This is a genomic window from Polaromonas sp. P3_A5 (assembly GCF_056403055.1).
The window spans coordinates 278,920-295,965 of record NZ_JBFUGF010000003.1 but is presented as its reverse complement, the minus strand read 5'-3'; the positions used below and the strand labels follow the sequence as shown (position 1 = coordinate 295,965).

The following is a 17,046-nucleotide window of genomic DNA, read 5'->3' as shown; positions in this document are numbered from 1 at the left end:
GCGGCTTGAATGGAGGGAGGAAGGGCCATTCTATCGACGCCGAAACGTCTTTTCCGCCGGATATCGGCGTGCTACTGTGCGGGATAACCCGCCTCGGCCAGCGCAGCCGCCACGGCTTGCCGGCCTTGCGAAGATTGCACCACAACCTTTTTGCCGGGCAAGTCCACACTGACCTGCGCCGCTGCATCCAGCGATTTGATGGCCTGGGTGACGGCACCAACGCAGTGGCCGCAGCTCATGGCGGGGATATTAAATTCCATAAAGACTCCTTGGAAGCTGTCTGAGAGATTGGTACAGGGATTACCCAGAAGTCTGAACCTTCCCATGGGGGCAGGGTCAAGCGTAGCCCGGCAAGTCCTGCCTCGATTCAGGGCTATTACACCAAGGCGCTTGACCCTCCCATGGTGGTAAGGTTGAGACTACAGGCATGAACACCCCATCCACGTTAAAAACATCTCCCGTCATGCCGGCGCTGACCGAGTGGCAGTTTCCCGTCCAGGGCATGAGCTGCGCGTCCTGCGTGGCGCGTGTGGAACGTTCGCTGGCCAACGTCCCGGGCGTTGAGGACGTGAGCGTCAATTTCGCGACCGAACAGGCCAGCGTCAAGGTGCGCGCCGGTGTCGGCATGGACGCCCTGAAGACCGCCGTCGCCAAAGCCGGCTATAGCGTGGCCGAACAATCCTTGCGGCTCAAAATAGACGGCATGACCTGCGCCTCCTGCGTGTCGCGCGTCGAGAAGGCGCTCAAGCAGGTACCCGGGGTGCTGTCGGCCAGTGTCAACCTGGCCATTGAAACCGCGGAAGTCAGCGTGGCCGGCGACGGCGCCTTATTGCCTGCGCTGATGGCGGCAGTGGCCAAAGCGGGCTACCACGCGCGTGAAATCCCCGCTTCCGGCACTCCCGTGGACAAACCCGCCGCCGCCTGGTGGCCCATCGTGCTGGCGGCTGTCCTGTCTGCGCCGCTGGCGCTGCCCATGGTCGGGACGCTGTTCGGCAAGGACTGGATGCTGGGCGGCTGGTGGCAATGGCTGCTGGCCACGCCGGTGCAGTTCTGGCTGGGCGCACGCTTTTACCGCGCCGGCTGGAGCGCCTTGCGCGCCCGCACCGGCAACATGGATTTGCTGGTCGCGTTGGGCACCTCAGCCGCCTACGGCCTGAGCATCTATCAATTGCTGCGGCATGGCGGCCATGGCATGGCTCACCTGTATTTTGAAGCCTCGGCAGTCGTCATCACACTGGTGTTGTTGGGCAAATGGATGGAAGCGCGCGCCAAACACCAGACGACCGCCGCCATCCGCGCGTTGCAGGCGCTGCGCCCCGGCACCGCGCGCCGTCGGCGCGATGGAAGGGACGAAGACGTAGCCTTGCAAGACATACAGCTCGGCGACCTGGTGGTGGTGCGCCCTGGCGAACGCATCGCGGTCGACGGCGAGATCGTCGAGGGCTCCACGCAGGTGGACGAATCGCTGATCACCGGCGAAAGCCTGCCTGTTGCCAAGCATGCGGGCGACCACGTGACTGGCGGCGCGGTCAATGCCGAAGGCCTGATCGTGGTGCGCACCACGGCCATAGGCGCGGAGTCCACGCTGGCCCGCATCGTGCGCATGGTCGAATCGGCCCAAGCCAAAAAAGCACCGATACAGCGGCTGGTGGATCAGGTCAGCGCGGTGTTTGTGCCAGTGGTGATCACCATTGCCCTGGTGACGTTGCTGGGCTGGGGCCTGGCCACGCACGACTGGGAGGCGGCCATCCTCAATGCGGTCGCTGTGCTGGTGATTGCCTGCCCCTGCGCACTCGGTCTGGCCACGCCTACCGCCATCATGGTGGGCACCGGCGCCGCCGCACGCCAGGGCATCCTGATCAAGGACGCGGAGGCGCTGGAAGTGGCGCACAGCGTCAAGGTAGTGGCTTTTGACAAAACCGGCACGCTGACCGAGGGTAAGCCCGAACTGGTGGCGCTGGAGCCCAGCGCCATCGCTGCCGATGAGCTGCTGGCCTGGTCGGCCGCCATCCAGTCGGGCAGCGAACACCCGCTCGCCCGCGCGGTCACACGGCGCGCGGCGGAGCAGCAGCTTGAGATTCCCGCGGCGACAGAGTTGCGCGCTGTCGCCGGCCGCGGCATGGCCGCCGTGGTGGCAGGCCGCGAACTGCGACTCGGAAGCCCGCGCTTCATGCAGGAGCTGGGTCTGGACTTGAACAACCTCGCCGCACTGAACGCTCGCGCAAAAGAACTCGAAGCCGAAGGCCGCACGGTGTCATGGCTGGCCGAAGTCACCGGAACACCGCGGCTTCTCGGGCTGATGGCGTTTGGCGACACGCTCAAAAGCAGCGCGGCGCCGGCGATTGCCCGCCTCCACGCATTGGGCATTCAAACTGCTTTGGTGACCGGCGACAACCCCGGCAGCGCCGAAGCCGCGGCGCAGCAACTCGGAATAGACCTTGTACATAGCCAGGTGTTGCCGCAAGACAAAGCCGCCATCATCGGCCAGCTCAAGGCTGGCGTGCAAGCGCAAGGCGGGCGTGTGGCCATGGTGGGCGACGGCATCAACGATGCGCCGGCCCTCGCCGCGGCCGATGTGGGCATCGCGATGTCCACTGGTACCGACGTGGCCATGCACGCAGCCGGCATTACGCTGATGCGCGGCAACCCGGCTCTGGTGGCGGACGCCATCGATATTTCGCGCCGCACCTACGCCAAGATCCGCCAGAACCTGTTCTGGGCCTTTATCTACAACGTGGTCGGCATCCCGCTGGCTGCACTGGGGCTGCTCAGCCCCGTCATCGCCGGCGCCGCCATGGCGCTGAGCAGCGCCAGCGTGGTGATGAACGCCTTGCTGTTGCGCCGCTGGAAAGGAAGCACCCATGACTGACACCATTGATACAGGCCCGCTCAACATCGGCCAGGCCGCTGCGCACTCGGGCGTGTCCGCCAAGATGATTCGCCACTACGAGTCGCTGGGCCTGCTGCCCACGGTGCACCGCACCGACGCGGGCTACCGCCAATACGGCGAAAAGGAAGTGCACACGCTGCGCTTCATACGCCGCGCCCGTACCTTGGGCTTCAGCATGGCCGAGATCACCGAGCTGCTCAAGCTGTGGCAGAACAAGCGCCGCGCCAGCGCGGACGTCAAACGCATCGCACTGGCCCATGTGGCCGATCTGGAGCGCCGCATCGCGGAGATGGAGGCGATGAAGCAGACCCTGGGGCACCTGGCGCATTGTTGCCAGGGCAACAGCCGGCCCGACTGCCCTATCCTGACCGAGTTGGCGGCTTGATCGCGGCTGAATGAAATGTCCGGTTCTGGCGAGCGTCAGCGAGCCGTCGGATTTATCCTGAGCTGTTGATGGACGCTCCATCGCCCTGACGAATTGCAGCATGCCACTTGTTTCTGAAACACCTATCCTGTTGCCCGACCCAACTGAAGCCGGCGCTGGCCCGGATGACTGGGCGCACATCACAGCCACACTGAACCGCCACGGCAGCGCTGTGCTGCCACAGCTGCTGAGCGCGCAGGAATGCAAAACCGTGGCCGGGCTGTATGCCGATGCATGCCATTTCCGCAGTCGCGTGGTGATGCAGCGCCACGGCTTTGGCCAGGGCGAATATCAGTACTTCAATTACCCGCTGCCGGACATCGTGGCGCGGCTGCGCACCATGCTTTACCCGCAGTTGGTCGGCGTAGCCAACGCCTGGAACCAGGCCATGGGAGTCGATGTACGTTACCCGGTTGCCCATGCTGACTTCCTCGCGCGCTGCCACAAAGCCGGCCAGGAGCGGCCTACGCCGCTGCTCTTGCAATATGGCCCCGGCGACTACAACTGCCTGCACCAGGACCTGTATGGCGAGCACGTGTTCCCGATCCAGGTCGCGGTGCTGCTGTCGCGCCCGGGCGAAGATTTCACGGGCGGCGAATTTGTGCTGACCGAGCAACGCCCGCGCATGCAGTCGCGGCCCGAGGTGGTGCCGCTGCGGCAAGGCGATGCCGTTGTGTTTGCCGTGCACCATCGCCCGGTACAAGGCAGCCGGGGGTTTTACCGGGTCAATATGCGGCACGGCGTGAGCACGGTGCGCAGCGGGCACCGGCATACGCTGGGCATTATTTTTCATGACGCGCAGTAAAGGAAATGATTTGACCTTGGGGCTTTTCGATGAAGTGCCGACACCTTATGCGGTGCCCGAGCTGATCGCGCCGGGCGCCGTGTTGCTGCGCGGCTTTGCCCGCGAGGTGGATGAAGCCTTGCTACAAGCCGTGGAAGACGTGGTCGCGGCCGCGCCACTGCGCCATCTGGTCACACCGGGCGGCTACACCATGTCGGTCGCGATGAGCAACTGCGGCGCGCTGGGTTGGGTGTCCGACCGCAGCGGTTACCGCTACGACACCAAAGACCCGCTCTCTGGCAAGCCCTGGCCTACGATGCCAGGCAGCTTCTCCGAACTCGCTCTGCGCGCCGCAGCGGAAGCGGGCTTTGACCACTTCCGCCCGGACGCCTGCCTGATCAATCGCTATGAACCCGGCGCGCGGCTGTCGCTGCACCAGGACAAAGACGAAGGCAACATGGACGCACCGATTGTGTCGGTGTCGCTGGGCCTGCCTGCCGTGTTCCTGTTCGGCGGCTTGAACCGCAGCGGTCGCCCCGCGCGATACCGCCTGGTGCATGGCGACGTCGCGGTGTGGGGCGGCCCATCGCGGCTGGCCTATCACGGCGTGGCGCCGCTGGCCGAGGGTGAGCATGCGCGCCTGGGCCGGCAGCGCATCAATCTGACGTTTCGCTGCGCGCGCTGAACAGGCCGAACGCGCTCAGGCGCGTTCGCGAAATTTTTTCAACCAACCCAGACCGGCCGGCGTAGCACCGGCTTCTGCGCCGCGCAGCGGTTTGTACTCGCACCCCACCCAGCCGCTGTAGCCCAGCTCATCCAGCAACGCAAACAGATAGGGATAGTTGATCTCGCCAACATCCGGCTCATTGCGGCCAGGCGCACCGGCGATCTGCAGATGGCCCACATGGCCCGTGGGCAAGTATTTGCGCAGCTTCATGGCCAGGTCGCCTTCAACAACCTGGCAGTGGTAGAGGTCCATCTGCACCTTGACGTTGAGCGCGCCCACTTCACGGATGATTTCATGCGCGTGGTCTTGCCGGTTCAGAAAGAAACGCGGAATGTCACGCGTGTTGATGGGTTCGATCAGAAGATCCACACTCACCTTGGCCGCCAGCGTGGCGGCCTCACGCAGGTTGTTCACATAGGTGGGCTGCACTGCTTCCCGCTCCATCCCCTCCGGCAACACACCCGCCATCACGTGGATGCGCGGGCAGCCCAGCGCTTGCGCATAGTCGAGCGCAATGGCGATGCCGGCGCGGAACTCGGTCTCATGGCCCGGCAGGCAGGCCGTGCCTTTTTGCGAGGAGGCCCAGGCCTTTTCAATACTGGCCACATCCACGCCGCCGGGCGGAGCGTTGAACAGCACCAGCTGCTGGCCGTGCTGCTGCAGGATGGCTTTGAGCGCCGCTGGTTCCCATGCATACGGCGAGAGGATCTCCACAGCCGTGAAGCCGTCACGCGCAGCGGCGGCAAAGCGTTCGGCCATGGGTAGCTCGGTGTACATCCAGCTGAGGTTGGCGGCAAATTGGGGCATGGGTTTCAGGGGCTAGGTGTGTCGGGGCCAGGCGCGGACTGGCATTCCCAGAATATCCGCGCGGTGCAGTGGCGGCAAATCTCCGGATCCAGCTTGTTGAAGATGGTGGCGATGGCGGTGAACTTGTCGGGGAACTGGTGCTCTGGCCCGAGCACGCTGGTAAAGCCGGTCTTGCGCCACATGCGGATCACCTCGGGCCGCGGCCGGTGAAAGTACAGATCGCCGCCCATGGCGCGGCGTGCGGCGAGTTCAGCCTCCCAGAGCTCGGCCCCAGCCAGGTCAATGAAGTTCATGCTCTTGCCCATGACCAGCAGGTGTTTTTGCGGCTGGGACTGGGTGCGCAATGCGTGCAGGATGTCGGCCACGTGCTGGGTCGCGCCGAAATAGACCTCGCCTTCCATGCGCAGCAATTTGAGCTGCGGGCATTCTGGCAAGGCCTGGGGCGTCGCTTCCACCGACGCGTCGGCCTTCTGCGCGGGAACGACGTCAACCCCTGCGTCAACGCTGTTGTCAACGACCACGAACTGCCGGTCCAGGCCGCGGCTGTCAAAGCCCATGGTGCGCATGGCGGGCTTTGACGTGCGGTAGAGAAAAGACATCAGCGACAAAATCATGCCCAGCAAGATCGCGATCTCCAGCCGTATCGTGACGGTGGCCACCATGGTGGCCAGCGCCACACCGAAGTCGCTGCGGCTCAAGGTGAACAGCTGGCGCCAGCGCGCGAAGTCCAGCAGCGCGAACGCCACCAGCACCAGCAGCGCCGCCAGCGCGGCCATGGGGATTTGCGCGAGTAGCGGCGCGCTCACCGCCACCAGCGCCAGCAGCAACAAAGCCGAAAACACCGAGGCCAGCGGCGTGCGCGCACCGGCCTCCAGGTTGGGCATGGAGCGGTTCATCGAGCCGCAGGAAACGTAGCTTGAGAAAAACCCGCCAACGATGTTGGACAGGCCCTGGCCGCGGAACTCGCGGTTGGCGTCTATGCGTTGGCCCGAGCGCAGCGCCACCGTCTTGGCGATCGAGATCGCCTGGCCCAGCGCGACGATGGTTAGCGCAAACGCCAGGCCGATAAGGTCGGCGGCCTGCGCCCAGCTGATGCGCGGCACTTCGAACCTCGGCCAGGGTATGGGGATCTGGCCCACAGTACGCAACGAGGCGGAGGGTGCGGCACCGGGATGAAGAAGGCCGCTCCACACCCAGGCCAGCGCAGTGGCCACCGCCAATCCGATCAACATGTACGGCCAGTTGCGGCGCAGGTGGCGCAGCAGCAGCGCGACGCCCAGGGTGATGGCCGCAACACCCAGCGCCATGGGCTGGGCGGAAGTGATCTGCGTGAGAACATGTCCAAGAACCGCGGCCGCGCTGTGCTCAGGCGCGGCCGGCAGGCCCAGCAGGTCGGGCAACGCATGCACGGCGATCAGCAGCGCCGCGCCCGAAGTAAAACCAAACAGCACCGCCGGTGAAATGAAGTTGGCCAGCACACCCAGGCGCAACGCGCCAATCAGCCACTGCATGACGCCCACCATCACGGTGACGGCCAGCGCCAGCTGAATGTAGAGCGGGCTAAAGGCCATGGCCAGCGGCGAGAGCATGGCGAACAGCGCCAGCGAGTTGGCGTTGGTGGGCCCCGACATGACATGCCGGCTGGAACCGAAAAGCGCGGCGATGATGCAGGGAATCACAGCGGTGTAAAGGCCGTAGGCCGGCGGCAGGCCAGCCAGCGTTGCGAAGGCAATGCCTTGCGGCAGCACCAGCACTGCGCCCAAGAGACCCGCCATCGCATCGGCCCGCACAGTAGCAGGCGACACCTCGCGCACCCAGTCGCCAAAAAGGCGTTCCAGGAGCGGGATCGACGGCCGGGATGCGCTGGGGGCTGAGGGTTCCATCACGAGGGCCTGAGCATACCGCGCCCAGCCCCCGGTCATCCAGCGCCGCGATCAGGCCAGGCCGGACAAGCGCAGCAGCAGGCCGGCGAGCGCCGACGCCGCAATCACCTGAATCACGCCGCGCTTGTAGCGCAGCAGCGCCACGGCGGCACCCAAAGTAATGGCCAGCGCATAAAAGTCCACCCGGGCCAGCCAGGGGCCACCGGTGTTCGCGCGCAGGGCAATGTGCGCCAGGAAAAACAGCGCCAGGCTGGCGATCACGCCGACCACCGCGGCCGTGATGGCCGTGAGCGGCGCAGTGAAATGCAGCTTGCCGTGCGTGGACTCCACCAGCGGCCCACCTGCCAGAATGAACAGAAAGGAGGGCAGGAAGGTGAACCAGGTCACCACGCTGGCTGCCAGCGCCGCGCCCAGAAACAGCATGTCCGGGCCCAACACCTGCTTGGCCCAGCCGCCCATAAAGCCGACGAAGGCCACCACCATGATCAGCGGGCCGGGCGTGGTTTCACCCAGCGCAAGCCCGTCGATCATCTGCGGGCCGGTCAGCCAGTGGAACTGCTCCACCGCTCCCTGGTAGACATAGGGCAGGACCGCATAAGCGCCGCCGAAGGTGAGCAGCGCAGCCTTGGTGAAGAACCAGCCCATCTGCGTCAGCGTGGCATCCCAGCCCCGTGTCGCCATCAATGCCCCTATGGGCAATAGCCACAACACCGCGCCCACGCCCAGTACGGCGGCCAGGCGCGAAGGCTTGAAGCGGGCGTGCTCCGGTGTCGGCGTGTCGTCGTCGATCAGCGCCGGCCCATATCCAAGCCTGGCCTCGCCATGCCCCGCGCCACCGGAAAACTGTGCCGGCGAGAAGCGGGCCCCCAGCCACCCCACCACCGCCGCGCCAAGTACGATCAGCGGAAACGGCAGGTTCAACGCATAGATTGCTATAAAACTGATAGCTGCTATCGCCCATAGAACGGGGGCCTGGGCCGGTTTTCTTAATGAGCGTGAGCCGATGCGATGCACCGCCTGCAGCACAATGGCGGCGACCGCCGGCTTGATGCCGTAAAACAGGCCGGCGACCAGCGGCACATCACCAAAGGCCACATAAACCCAGCTGAGCGCGATCAGGATAAACAGTGAAGGCAGCACAAACAGCGCGCCTGCCACGATGCCGCCCCAAGTGCGGTGCATGAGCCAGCCGATGTAGGTGGCCAGCTGCTGTGCCTCGGGGCCGGGCAGCAGCATGCAGTAGTTCAGCGCATGCAGAAAGCGCCGCTCGCTGATCCAGCGTCTTTGCTCGACCAGTTCGCGATGCATGATGGCAATCTGCCCGGCGGGCCCGCCAAAGCTGATGAAGCCGAGCTTGAGCCAGAACTTGAGCGCGTCGGCAAAAGACACGGCCGACGGCCGTTCATGGGGCAAAGGGAGGGAAGAGGGCAAGGCGGTGGTCACTTGGCGGCTCCGGTCATGGCTTCTGGTTTCCAGTTGTGCGGCTCGCCTTGCGCACTGCGGCACCATGCGTAGAGCGCGTCGTATAGCGGCATGGCAGCCTCCAGCATGGCGTGGTCGTCGTCCGCGTGCAGGCGCGACAGGCCCAACGAGAACGCCAGCAGGCCGGCCGATTGCGGCGCGAGTTCGAGGCGGTCTGTATCGGCGCCACGCACGATGCGCGCCAGGGTGGCCAGCGCGGGATCTGTCAATCCAAAGGCCCGCATCAGAGTGTCAAAGCTGCACAGCTCGCCTTCATGCGAGACCGGCGCGCCAGGAATGTCGTAGGCCACGGCACCCAGCCGTTTTGCTTCACTCAGCACCTGCAGAGTCGGCACGTAGAAGAATTCCGCGCGCTCATCGATGAAGCGCCGTACCAGCCAAGGGCAGGCGATGCGGTCGATTTTGGGCCGCTCACGCGTGATCCAGCGCGAGGGCTGCTCGCCGGTGACGCCCCATTCGGGCCGCTTGAAGACGGTGGCGGGGCGCTGCGCGCGCCATTGGGCGATGTCTTGCGGCGTATCAACGCCGTCTTCACCACCTTCGATACCGCCGGCCAGCGCGTAAGCATTCCAGCCCGCGGCGCGCAGCTCGGCGACAGCATCCGCGCTGACGTTGTGTCCATAGACGCAATACACAACGACTTCGCGCGGTGGCTGTGACGCGGCAAAGGCCGCCACATTTTCCGGTGCGCAGCGCTGGGCACCTGCAATTAGACGGGAGCTTTCAAGGAATTTTCCTTTGCGCCTCACATCGAGCAGCAAAGGTGCATCGGCACGGCCCATGCGGGCGGCGAGTTCCTGGGGGGAAATGGAGGGAACGGAAAGGGTAGAGGTGTCCACGGAGTACTCCAATGAGTTGCCAGCGCTTGGACGGGACACCGTCTATCTGTGAAGATTCGGGAGGCTGAAATCCCGATGCGCGAATACTAACACCAGAGCGCGTCCTTGCGCCAATCCTAACTCCGCTGGAACTTGAAAACCGCCCGGCTGGCACGGGCATTCGGCCAAAAGCGGACTTCGCGGCCATCCTGCAAGCCGAAGGAATCCAGGATCTGCAACTGGTTTTGCAGCGCAAGCGCTTCAAAATCCTGCAGCGTGCCGACACGGATGTTGGGCGTGTCATACCACTGGTAAGGCAACACCTTCGTTACCGGCATGCGGCCGCGCGCAACAGCCAGGCGGTTGGGCCAGTGGCCGAAGTTGGGAAACACGACGATGCCGGCGCGGCCTACACGCGCGGTTTCACGCAGCATGGTTTCGGCGTTGTGCAGGTGTTGCAGCGTGTCGATCTGCAGCACCACGTCAAACGAGCGGTCGCCAAACAGCGCCAGGCCCGCTTCCAGGTTGAGCTGGATCACGTTGACGCCGCGCGCCACGCAGGCCTGGACGTTGGCGTCGTTGATCTCGACGCCGTAGCCCGAGCAGCCGCGTTCACGGATCAGGTAGTCCAGCAGCTCGCCGGTGCCGCAGCCCAGGTCAAGCACACGGGAGCCGTGCGGCACCAGCCGCGCGATGGACAGCAAATCAGCCGAGGGCTGAACATTGAGTTCGACAGGCAGGTTCATACAGCGGCCACCTTGCTCTGAAAATAGGAGCGCACCACGCCCAGGTAGCGATCATCCTCCAGCAAAAAAGCATCATGGCCGTGCGGCGCGTCGATTTCTGCGTAGCTCACGTCGCGCTGGTTGTCGAGCAGCGCCTTAACGATTTCGCGGCTGCGCGCGGGGGAAAAGCGCCAGTCGGTGGTGAAACTCACGAGCAGGAACTTGGCCGTCACATGGGCCAGCGCCTGGGTGAGGTTGCCGCCATACACCCGGGCTGGGTCGAAGTAGTCGAGCGCGCGGGTAATCAGCAAATAGGTGTTGGCGTCAAAGTACTCGCTGAATTTGTCGCCCTGGTAGCGCAGGTAGCTTTCGATTTCGAACTCGATGTCTTGCGTCGTGTATTTATAGGGGGCATCGGCATTCACCGTCTCGGCTACCGCTTGCCGTAACTGACGGCCGAACTTCTCGTTCATCACGTCGTCGCTCAGGTAAGTGATGTGGCCGATCATGCGGGCGATGCGCAAGCCGCGTTTGGGCAGCACGCCGTGACGGTAGAAATGGCCGCCGTGAAAATCGGGATCGGTCACGATGGCGCGGCGGGCGACTTCGTTGAAGGCGATGTTCTCGGCGGTGAGGTTGGGCGCGCTGGCCACCACCACGGCGTGGCGCACGCGGTCGGGGTATTGCAGCGTCCAGGCCAGTGCCTGCATGCCGCCCAGGCTGCCGCCCATCACGGCGGCCAGGGTCTGGATGCCCAGGCGGTCCAGCAGGCGGGCCTGGGCGCTGACCCAGTCCTGCACTGTGACGACGGGGAAGTCGGCGCCGTAGAGCTCCTGCGTGTCGGGGTTGGGCTGCATGGGCCCGGTGGAGCCGAAGCAGGAGCCTAAATTGTTGACGCCAATGACGAAGAAGCGGTCAGTGTCGACCGGCTTGCCGGGGCCGATCATGGTGTCCCACCAGCCTTCGGATTTGGCTATCGGCTGGCCCTGCGCATCGAGGTACACGCCCGCCACATGGTGCGAGGCATTGAGCGCGTGGCAGATCAGCACGGCGTTGGATTTGTCGGCGTTGAGCTCGCCGTAGGTCTCATAGCTCAGGTCGTAGGCGCGTATTGACGCGCCGCTCTGCAGCGGTAGCGCCTCAACGAAATGCATGCTGAGCGGGGTGGCAATAAGTGTCAAAAAATCACCTGCTGAAAACAAAAAACCCGGCATCGCTAAAGCGAGTCCGGGTTTTTGGATGTCGTCTTTAGCTGTACTTTTTAAGCGCCCGCAAGCTGAGCAAATCGGCGCTGTGGACAGTATAGCAAGCCGGGGTCACATCAAAAGCGCAGCCAGGCCCAGGCCCGCAAAGATGATCGCCGACACAATGTGCACAGCGCGCAGCGGCACCAGGCGCGTGACGCGCTCACCGAGCCAGACCACCGGCGCGTTCGCCAGCATCATGCCCAGGGTGGTGCCCGCGACCACGCTGACGATGGCGTCGTAGCGCGCGGCCAGCATCACGGTGGCGATCTGTGTCTTGTCGCCCATTTCCGCCAGGAAGAAGACCAGCACGGTGGTGAAGAACACGCCGTAGCGCGGCGGCTTTTCCTCCTCGTCCGCGTCCAGCTTGTCGGGCACCAGCATCCACGCCGCCATTGCCAGAAACGAGGCGCCCAGGATCCAGCGCAGCATTTGAGGGCCGATCAGTGTGGTGACCCAGGCGCCGGCGGCGCCGGCCAATGCGTGGTTGGCCAGGGTCGCGACAAAGATACCGGAGACGATGGGCCAGGGCTTCTTGAAGCGGGCAGCGAGGATAAGCGCGAGGAGTTGCGTCTTGTCGCCCATTTCGGCGAGGGCGACGATGCCCGTTGAGACGAAGAAAGCTTCCATTCAAAAAAACTCCGGCCGAAAACCCATGACTGCACGGCATCCCCGGCCTGAAGCGGAGGCTGTGCAGTCAAAGGTCTCGCGTGATCCGAAGACCGCTTGCGCCATGTCCAGAAGAACAGGTTCCAAGGACAAGTCTGTTGACGCAAGCCCCTTTCAGGATTGAAAGGCTGGCTACTCCCCAATGACAGCTTTCATTATATCGGCGGGCGTCCAAGCGCTTTCAGGCTGAAATGGTGCGCAGAGTTGTTCGCTCGCACACTTGAGGCGCATTTCTTGCTTGTATTTGGTGCGATTATGGGAATTTCTCTGAAATCGCACCAATAAATAGCAATTTCATTTGAGGAGGGACTTATGGAAGCACTAAAACAGGGCTCAGATGCCTTGTTCATCCTGCTGGGCGGCATCATGGTGCTCGCCATGCACGCCGGTTTTGCCTTTCTGGAACTGGGTACGGTTCGCAAAAAGAACCAGGTCAATGCCCTGGTCAAGATCCTGGTGGACTTCTCGGTATCCACCGTGGTGTATTTCATGGTGGGCTATGGCGTAGCCTACGGCACCCATTTTTTCGTTGGCGCAGAGCAATTGGCGGCCAAAAACGGCTATGAGCTGGTCAAGTTCTTTTTCCTGCTGACCTTTGCCGCAGCTATTCCGGCGATTATTTCGGGCGGCATCGCCGAGCGGGCGCGCTTTTATCCGCAGCTCATCGCGACCGCCGTCATCGTCGGTTTCGTCTATCCCTTCTTCGAAGGCATCGTCTGGAACCAGCACTTCGGGGTGCAGGCCTGGATCAAATCGCTGACCGGTGCGGAGTTTCATGATTTCGCGGGCTCCATCGTGGTTCACGCCGTGGGCGGCTGGCTGGCCTTGCCGGCGGTGATTTTGCTGGGCGCGCGCAGCAACCGCTACCGCAAGGACGGCGCAGTGTCGGCCCATCCGCCTTCGAACATTCCTTTTCTGGCCCTGGGTGCCTGGATCCTCACTGTGGGCTGGTTCGGCTTTAACGTGATGAGCGCACAGACCATCGACAAAATCTCCGGCCTGGTCGCCGTCAACTCCCTGATGGCCATGGTCGGCGGCACACTCGCCGCCCTGGTGTTTGGCAAGAATGACCCGGGGTTTGTGCACAACGGGCCGCTGGCCGGTCTGGTGGCGGTATGCGCAGGCTCAGACCTGATGCATCCGCTGGGCGCGCTGGTGACGGGCGGCGTCGCCGGCGGCGTGTTCGTCGTGATGTTCACGCTGACGCAGAACAAATGGAAGATTGACGACGTACTGGGCGTCTGGCCGCTGCATGGCTTGTGCGGCCTGTGGGGTGGCATCGCGGCCGGCATCTTCGGCAACCAGACCCTGGGGGGGCTGGGCGGTGTGAGCTTTGGCGCCCAGCTGCTGGGCAGCGCCATGGGCGTGGCCTGGGCGCTGCTGGCGGGCTTTGCTGTCTATGGTGTCCTCAAGTCCACGATGGGCCTCAGGCTGAGTCAGGAAGAAGAATTTGAAGGCGCTGACTTGTCTGTCCACCGCATTGGCGCCACGCCCGACCGCGAAGTCAACTGGTAGCGGCGACGCAGGCGGCGCCTCTGCTACCTATTTGATAGCTGCTTGCGCCCGTCCTTATTGGGCTTGGGGCCGTTTCTTTTAAAAATCGCGCCTGGGGCCATGGGCTTCTGGCGCCTTGGGCATAAATTTCGTCGAGTTCCGGCGCACAAGCGCCACACCTGCCGCTAGACTTTCGGCCATGCCTACTTTTGAAGAGCAGCTGGTTGAACACCGCGTCTATCTCCTTCGTTTTGCGCACCTGCAGCTGCGCAACGATGAATGGGCCGAGGACGCCGTGTCGGAAACGTTGCTGGCGGCTTTGTCCAAGCCGCAGTCTTTCGGCAACCGCTCCCAGCTCAAGACGTGGCTTGTCGGCATTCTCAAGCACAAGGTCATTGACCTGATCCGCAGCAATGCGCGCATGGTGGCGGTGCCGGACGCCCACGGCGACGAAGAGGGTGACGAGCTCGACCGGCTCTCTTTCCAGGCTGACGGGCATTTCACCGAGCCGCCCAACGACTGGGGCAATCCGGACCAGACCCTGCAGCAGGTTCAGTTCTTCCAGGTACTGGACGCATGCATGGAACGCCTGCCACCTGCACTGGGGCGGCTGTTCCTGATGCGTGAGTGGCTGGAGCTTTCCTCGCAGGAAGTCTGTAAGGAACTCTCACTGACACCGACCAACCTGTATGTCCAGTTGCATCGGGCACGCCTGCGCCTGCAGGAGTGCCTGAATATCCACTGGTTTGGCAAACTCAGCACCTGACACGGCCGGCCCTTAACGTGAAACCCAACATTACCCTGTTAAGACGCACCTGCCGGGAGGCTGCGGCATTGCTGATCGCGCGGGAAGACCGCGCACTCCGTTTGCCCGACCACATTGCGCTCAAGCTGCATCTTCTGGCCTGCGATGCCTGCCCGAAGTTTGAGAACCAGATTCTGACCATGCGCGCCGCGATGAAGCAGTGGCGCAACTATTCGGATCTTGCCGAGGCTGGCTCCACCGAATTGCCGCCCGATATTCGTCCCAAATAACGCGCCGCCGAACGAGCGAAGGCGGTCGCCATCTCATCGAATAAATATGGATTCGGATTGAATCATTGCAATTTTTTGTAACTATTTTCCTTCCGCGCGCGCGTCAACTGTCCTGCTTATGGCTTTTAACGGACACATCCTCGCTTCCAGCATCAGGGCTGTCCAGAGAGAACTTACGACTCTGATTTCTTCGCGCCGGTAGCCTCTATTCATTGGTAAGTCCATAAACAGTAGGCGCTAACTTATTAAGCAGGGCCGTAAATTCGGGCCACTAATAGCGCTTTATTGTTAAACACCCGCGTAGCTGGTGCGAAAACCTCATCCCGGGCTTTTTGTTGTGCCATCTTCAATAGAAGTGCTTTGGGTTACCCTCCGCGGCCTTCAAGTCAGCGGGCAGGTCGATACAAAAATCGTAAACAAACCCGGGAAGCCCCTGTTTATGCGGGCTTGCGAGGCCCAGGCAGTAACGCCAGCTGGTTGTCTTTTTGATAACTGACGCATAATATGCCGGTGCGAGTGTCACTATTCGCACACGTTAGGTGATCGGTCAGTTTCGCGCGCTACAGCGGTACGTATCAAGATTTGTTGTGCTTTCGGGACCCCATCGCTTTTGTTTTTGTGTTTTAGAGGAGTCCCTTCATGGGCAACAAACTTTACGTCGGCAACCTGCCGTACTCGGTCCGCGACGAAGACCTGCAACAATCTTTTGGCCAATTTGGCGCTGTCACCAGCGCTAAAGTCATGATGGAACGCGACACCGGTCGCTCCAAAGGCTTTGGCTTTGTCGAAATGGGCAGCGATGCAGAAGCCCAGGCAGCTATCAACGGCATGAACGGCCAGCCTCTGGGCGGCCGTAGCGTTGTCGTGAACGAAGCACGTCCCATGGAGGCACGTCCTCCACGTAGCGGCGGCTTCGGCGGCGGCGGTGGTGGCGGCTACGGTGGTGGTGGCGGCGACCGTTCCGGCGGTGGTGGCTACGGCGGTGGCGGCGGTGGTCGCTCCGGCGGCGGCGGTGGCGACGGCGGTTTCCGCAGCCCCTACGGCGGCGGCGGTAGCGGCGGTGGCCGTTCCGGTGGTGGCGGCGGTGGTGGACGCGGCGGCTACTAAGCCCTGCAGAACCCCCTCTTCAGCCTCTGGTTGAAGAGCGCTTAAAAGGCTTCAAGACTTCGGTTTTGAAGCCTTTTTGCTTTGTAGTGCCCAATAAATGGGCGCGAGCAGCTCCTGTTTTGATAGCGCAGCGCGCAAAGGCGCCCGGCTCTCAGCTCTCGCCCTGGCGATGCTTGCGTGCGCGGCCAGACAAAGCCTTGTCGAACACCGCATTGGGCAGCAGACGCAACAGCTTGGCCACCACACCCATTTGCCAGGGGATCACCCGGTAGCTGCACCCCGCCTGGATGGTGGCAAACGCTTTTTCGGCAAATACCTCGGCCTTCATCAGAAACGGCATGGCATAGCGGTTTTCGCGGGTCAGCGGCGTGTCGATGTAACCTGGGCAAATCGTCACCACCTTCACGCCACTGGGGCGCAGTTCCCCGCGCAGGCTTTCGCAATAGGCGATGACTGCAGCCTTGCTCGCGCAATAGGCGCCATGGCCGGGAAGGCCCCGTATGCCGGCCACGCTGCCAATACCAACCAGTGTTCCTGTGCCTCGCGAAACCATGCCGGCGATGAACGGGTGAAAGGTGGCTGCGACACCGATATTGTTGGTCGCAAAAGTCCGGGCCATGACCTCAAGGTCAGCACGCACCGCGGAGTCCATGCCGATGCTGATACCGGCATTGGCAATCACCACATCGGGCACGCCCTGCGCGGCGATGCAAGCCTCGCCGGCGGACACAATGCTGTCGATGTCGGATACGTCTGCGCCGTAGACCTGGTAGCGGCTCGCACTGATGGCATGGGTCTCGGCCCAGGCCTGGACCTCGGCGGTTCTGCGAGCAGCCAGCGCCAGCCGATAGCCTGCAGAATAAAAACGCAGTGCCAATGCCTGACCGATACCGCTGGAAGCGCCGGTGATAAATACGAGTCTGGACATGGTGGGCAGTCGTTGATTAGAGAGTGTCG

General features: G+C 63.1%; 17 protein-coding genes and 1 riboswitch. Of the genes, 8 read left to right on the top strand and 9 right to left on the bottom strand.

Translation table 11 applies throughout. The features are described from left to right. Positions 1-71: 71 nt before the first annotated feature. On the bottom strand, positions 72-260 hold the full coding sequence (locus AC1DU8_RS20885) for a heavy-metal-associated domain-containing protein (protein WP_457281924.1): 189 nt from the start codon (positions 258-260) through the stop codon (positions 72-74). 167 nt (positions 261-427) lie between these two features. On the opposite strand from AC1DU8_RS20885, the gene AC1DU8_RS20880 reads away from it, so the two are divergent. The 4 genes from AC1DU8_RS20880 (at position 428) to alkB (ending at position 4,783) form a co-directional block, all read left to right on the top strand. Beyond that, positions 428-2,869, top strand: a complete 2,442-nt coding sequence (locus AC1DU8_RS20880; protein ID WP_477727207.1) for a heavy metal translocating P-type ATPase — start codon at positions 428-430, stop codon at positions 2,867-2,869. Then, positions 2,862-3,275, top strand: coding sequence for a Cu(I)-responsive transcriptional regulator (cueR, locus tag AC1DU8_RS20875; RefSeq protein WP_457281922.1), 414 nt, complete (start codon positions 2,862-2,864; stop codon positions 3,273-3,275). The genes AC1DU8_RS20880 and cueR overlap by 8 nt, the downstream gene beginning before the upstream one ends. A gap of 100 nt (positions 3,276-3,375) precedes the next feature. Continuing rightward, on the top strand, positions 3,376-4,119 hold the full coding sequence (locus AC1DU8_RS20870; protein WP_477667056.1) for a 2OG-Fe(II) oxygenase: 744 nt from the start codon (positions 3,376-3,378) through the stop codon (positions 4,117-4,119). 10 nt (positions 4,120-4,129) lie between these two features. Then, on the top strand, positions 4,130-4,783 hold the full coding sequence (gene alkB / locus AC1DU8_RS20865) for a DNA oxidative demethylase AlkB (protein WP_457281920.1): 654 nt from the start codon (positions 4,130-4,132) through the stop codon (positions 4,781-4,783). A gap of 15 nt (positions 4,784-4,798) precedes the next feature. On the opposite strand, the gene otnI is transcribed toward alkB, so the two are convergent. From otnI to AC1DU8_RS20830, 7 genes are all read right to left on the bottom strand, one after another. Then, positions 4,799-5,632 carry a 2-oxo-tetronate isomerase gene (gene otnI / locus AC1DU8_RS20860; RefSeq protein ID WP_457281919.1) on the bottom strand — a complete coding sequence of 278 codons (834 nt, stop codon included), beginning with the start codon at positions 5,630-5,632 and terminating at the stop codon, positions 4,799-4,801. A gap of 5 nt (positions 5,633-5,637) precedes the next feature. Continuing rightward, positions 5,638-7,515 carry a SulP family inorganic anion transporter gene (locus AC1DU8_RS20855; protein WP_477667054.1) on the bottom strand — a complete coding sequence of 626 codons (1,878 nt, stop codon included), beginning with the start codon at positions 7,513-7,515 and terminating at the stop codon, positions 5,638-5,640. 51 nt (positions 7,516-7,566) lie between these two features. Further along, positions 7,567-8,958 carry a chromate efflux transporter gene (chrA, locus tag AC1DU8_RS20850; RefSeq protein WP_457281917.1) on the bottom strand — a complete coding sequence of 464 codons (1,392 nt, stop codon included), beginning with the start codon at positions 8,956-8,958 and terminating at the stop codon, positions 7,567-7,569. Then, positions 8,955-9,836: a chromate resistance protein ChrB domain-containing protein gene (locus AC1DU8_RS20845; RefSeq protein ID WP_477727206.1), complete on the bottom strand. Its 882-nt coding sequence runs from the start codon at positions 9,834-9,836 to the stop codon at positions 8,955-8,957. Before AC1DU8_RS20845 ends, chrA begins: the two co-directional genes overlap by 4 nt. 116 nt (positions 9,837-9,952) lie before the next feature. Further along, complete coding sequence (gene metW, locus AC1DU8_RS20840) at positions 9,953-10,561, bottom strand: methionine biosynthesis protein MetW (RefSeq protein ID WP_477689728.1); 609 nt, start codon at positions 10,559-10,561, stop codon at positions 9,953-9,955. Continuing rightward, positions 10,558-11,721, bottom strand: coding sequence for a homoserine O-succinyltransferase MetX (gene metX, locus AC1DU8_RS20835; RefSeq protein WP_477727205.1), 1,164 nt, complete (start codon positions 11,719-11,721; stop codon positions 10,558-10,560). Before metX ends, metW begins: the two co-directional genes overlap by 4 nt. A gap of 135 nt (positions 11,722-11,856) precedes the next feature. Further along, complete coding sequence (locus AC1DU8_RS20830) at positions 11,857-12,414, bottom strand: TMEM165/GDT1 family protein (protein WP_477727204.1); 558 nt, start codon at positions 12,412-12,414, stop codon at positions 11,857-11,859. Beyond that, positions 12,404-12,606, bottom strand: a riboswitch (yybP-ykoY riboswitch). (Overlaps the previous gene by 11 nt.) Positions 12,607-12,765: 159 nt before the next feature. Here AC1DU8_RS20830 and AC1DU8_RS20825 point away from each other — a divergent pair. The 4 genes from AC1DU8_RS20825 to AC1DU8_RS20810 all read left to right on the top strand — a co-directional run bounded on the left by AC1DU8_RS20825 (position 12,766) and on the right by AC1DU8_RS20810 (position 16,089). After that, complete coding sequence (locus tag AC1DU8_RS20825) at positions 12,766-13,968, top strand: ammonium transporter (RefSeq protein ID WP_477689726.1); 1,203 nt, start codon at positions 12,766-12,768, stop codon at positions 13,966-13,968. Positions 13,969-14,146: 178 nt separating this feature from the next. Then, positions 14,147-14,713, top strand: a complete 567-nt coding sequence (locus AC1DU8_RS20820; protein WP_477689725.1) for a sigma-70 family RNA polymerase sigma factor — start codon at positions 14,147-14,149, stop codon at positions 14,711-14,713. A gap of 17 nt (positions 14,714-14,730) precedes the next feature. After that, entirely contained in the window at positions 14,731-14,982 is a 252-nt protein-coding gene (locus AC1DU8_RS20815; protein WP_477670440.1) for a zf-HC2 domain-containing protein, read from the top strand. 639 nt (positions 14,983-15,621) lie between these two features. Continuing rightward, positions 15,622-16,089: an RNA recognition motif domain-containing protein gene (locus tag AC1DU8_RS20810; protein WP_457281904.1), complete on the top strand. Its 468-nt coding sequence runs from the start codon at positions 15,622-15,624 to the stop codon at positions 16,087-16,089. 151 nt (positions 16,090-16,240) lie between these two features. Here the strand turns inward: AC1DU8_RS20810 and AC1DU8_RS20805 are convergent, their stop codons facing one another. Further along, the gene (locus AC1DU8_RS20805; protein ID WP_457281903.1) at positions 16,241-17,017 is read right to left on the bottom strand and encodes an SDR family oxidoreductase; all 777 of its coding nucleotides are present in this window, start codon (positions 17,015-17,017) and stop codon (positions 16,241-16,243) included. Positions 17,018-17,046 lie beyond the last annotated feature (29 nt).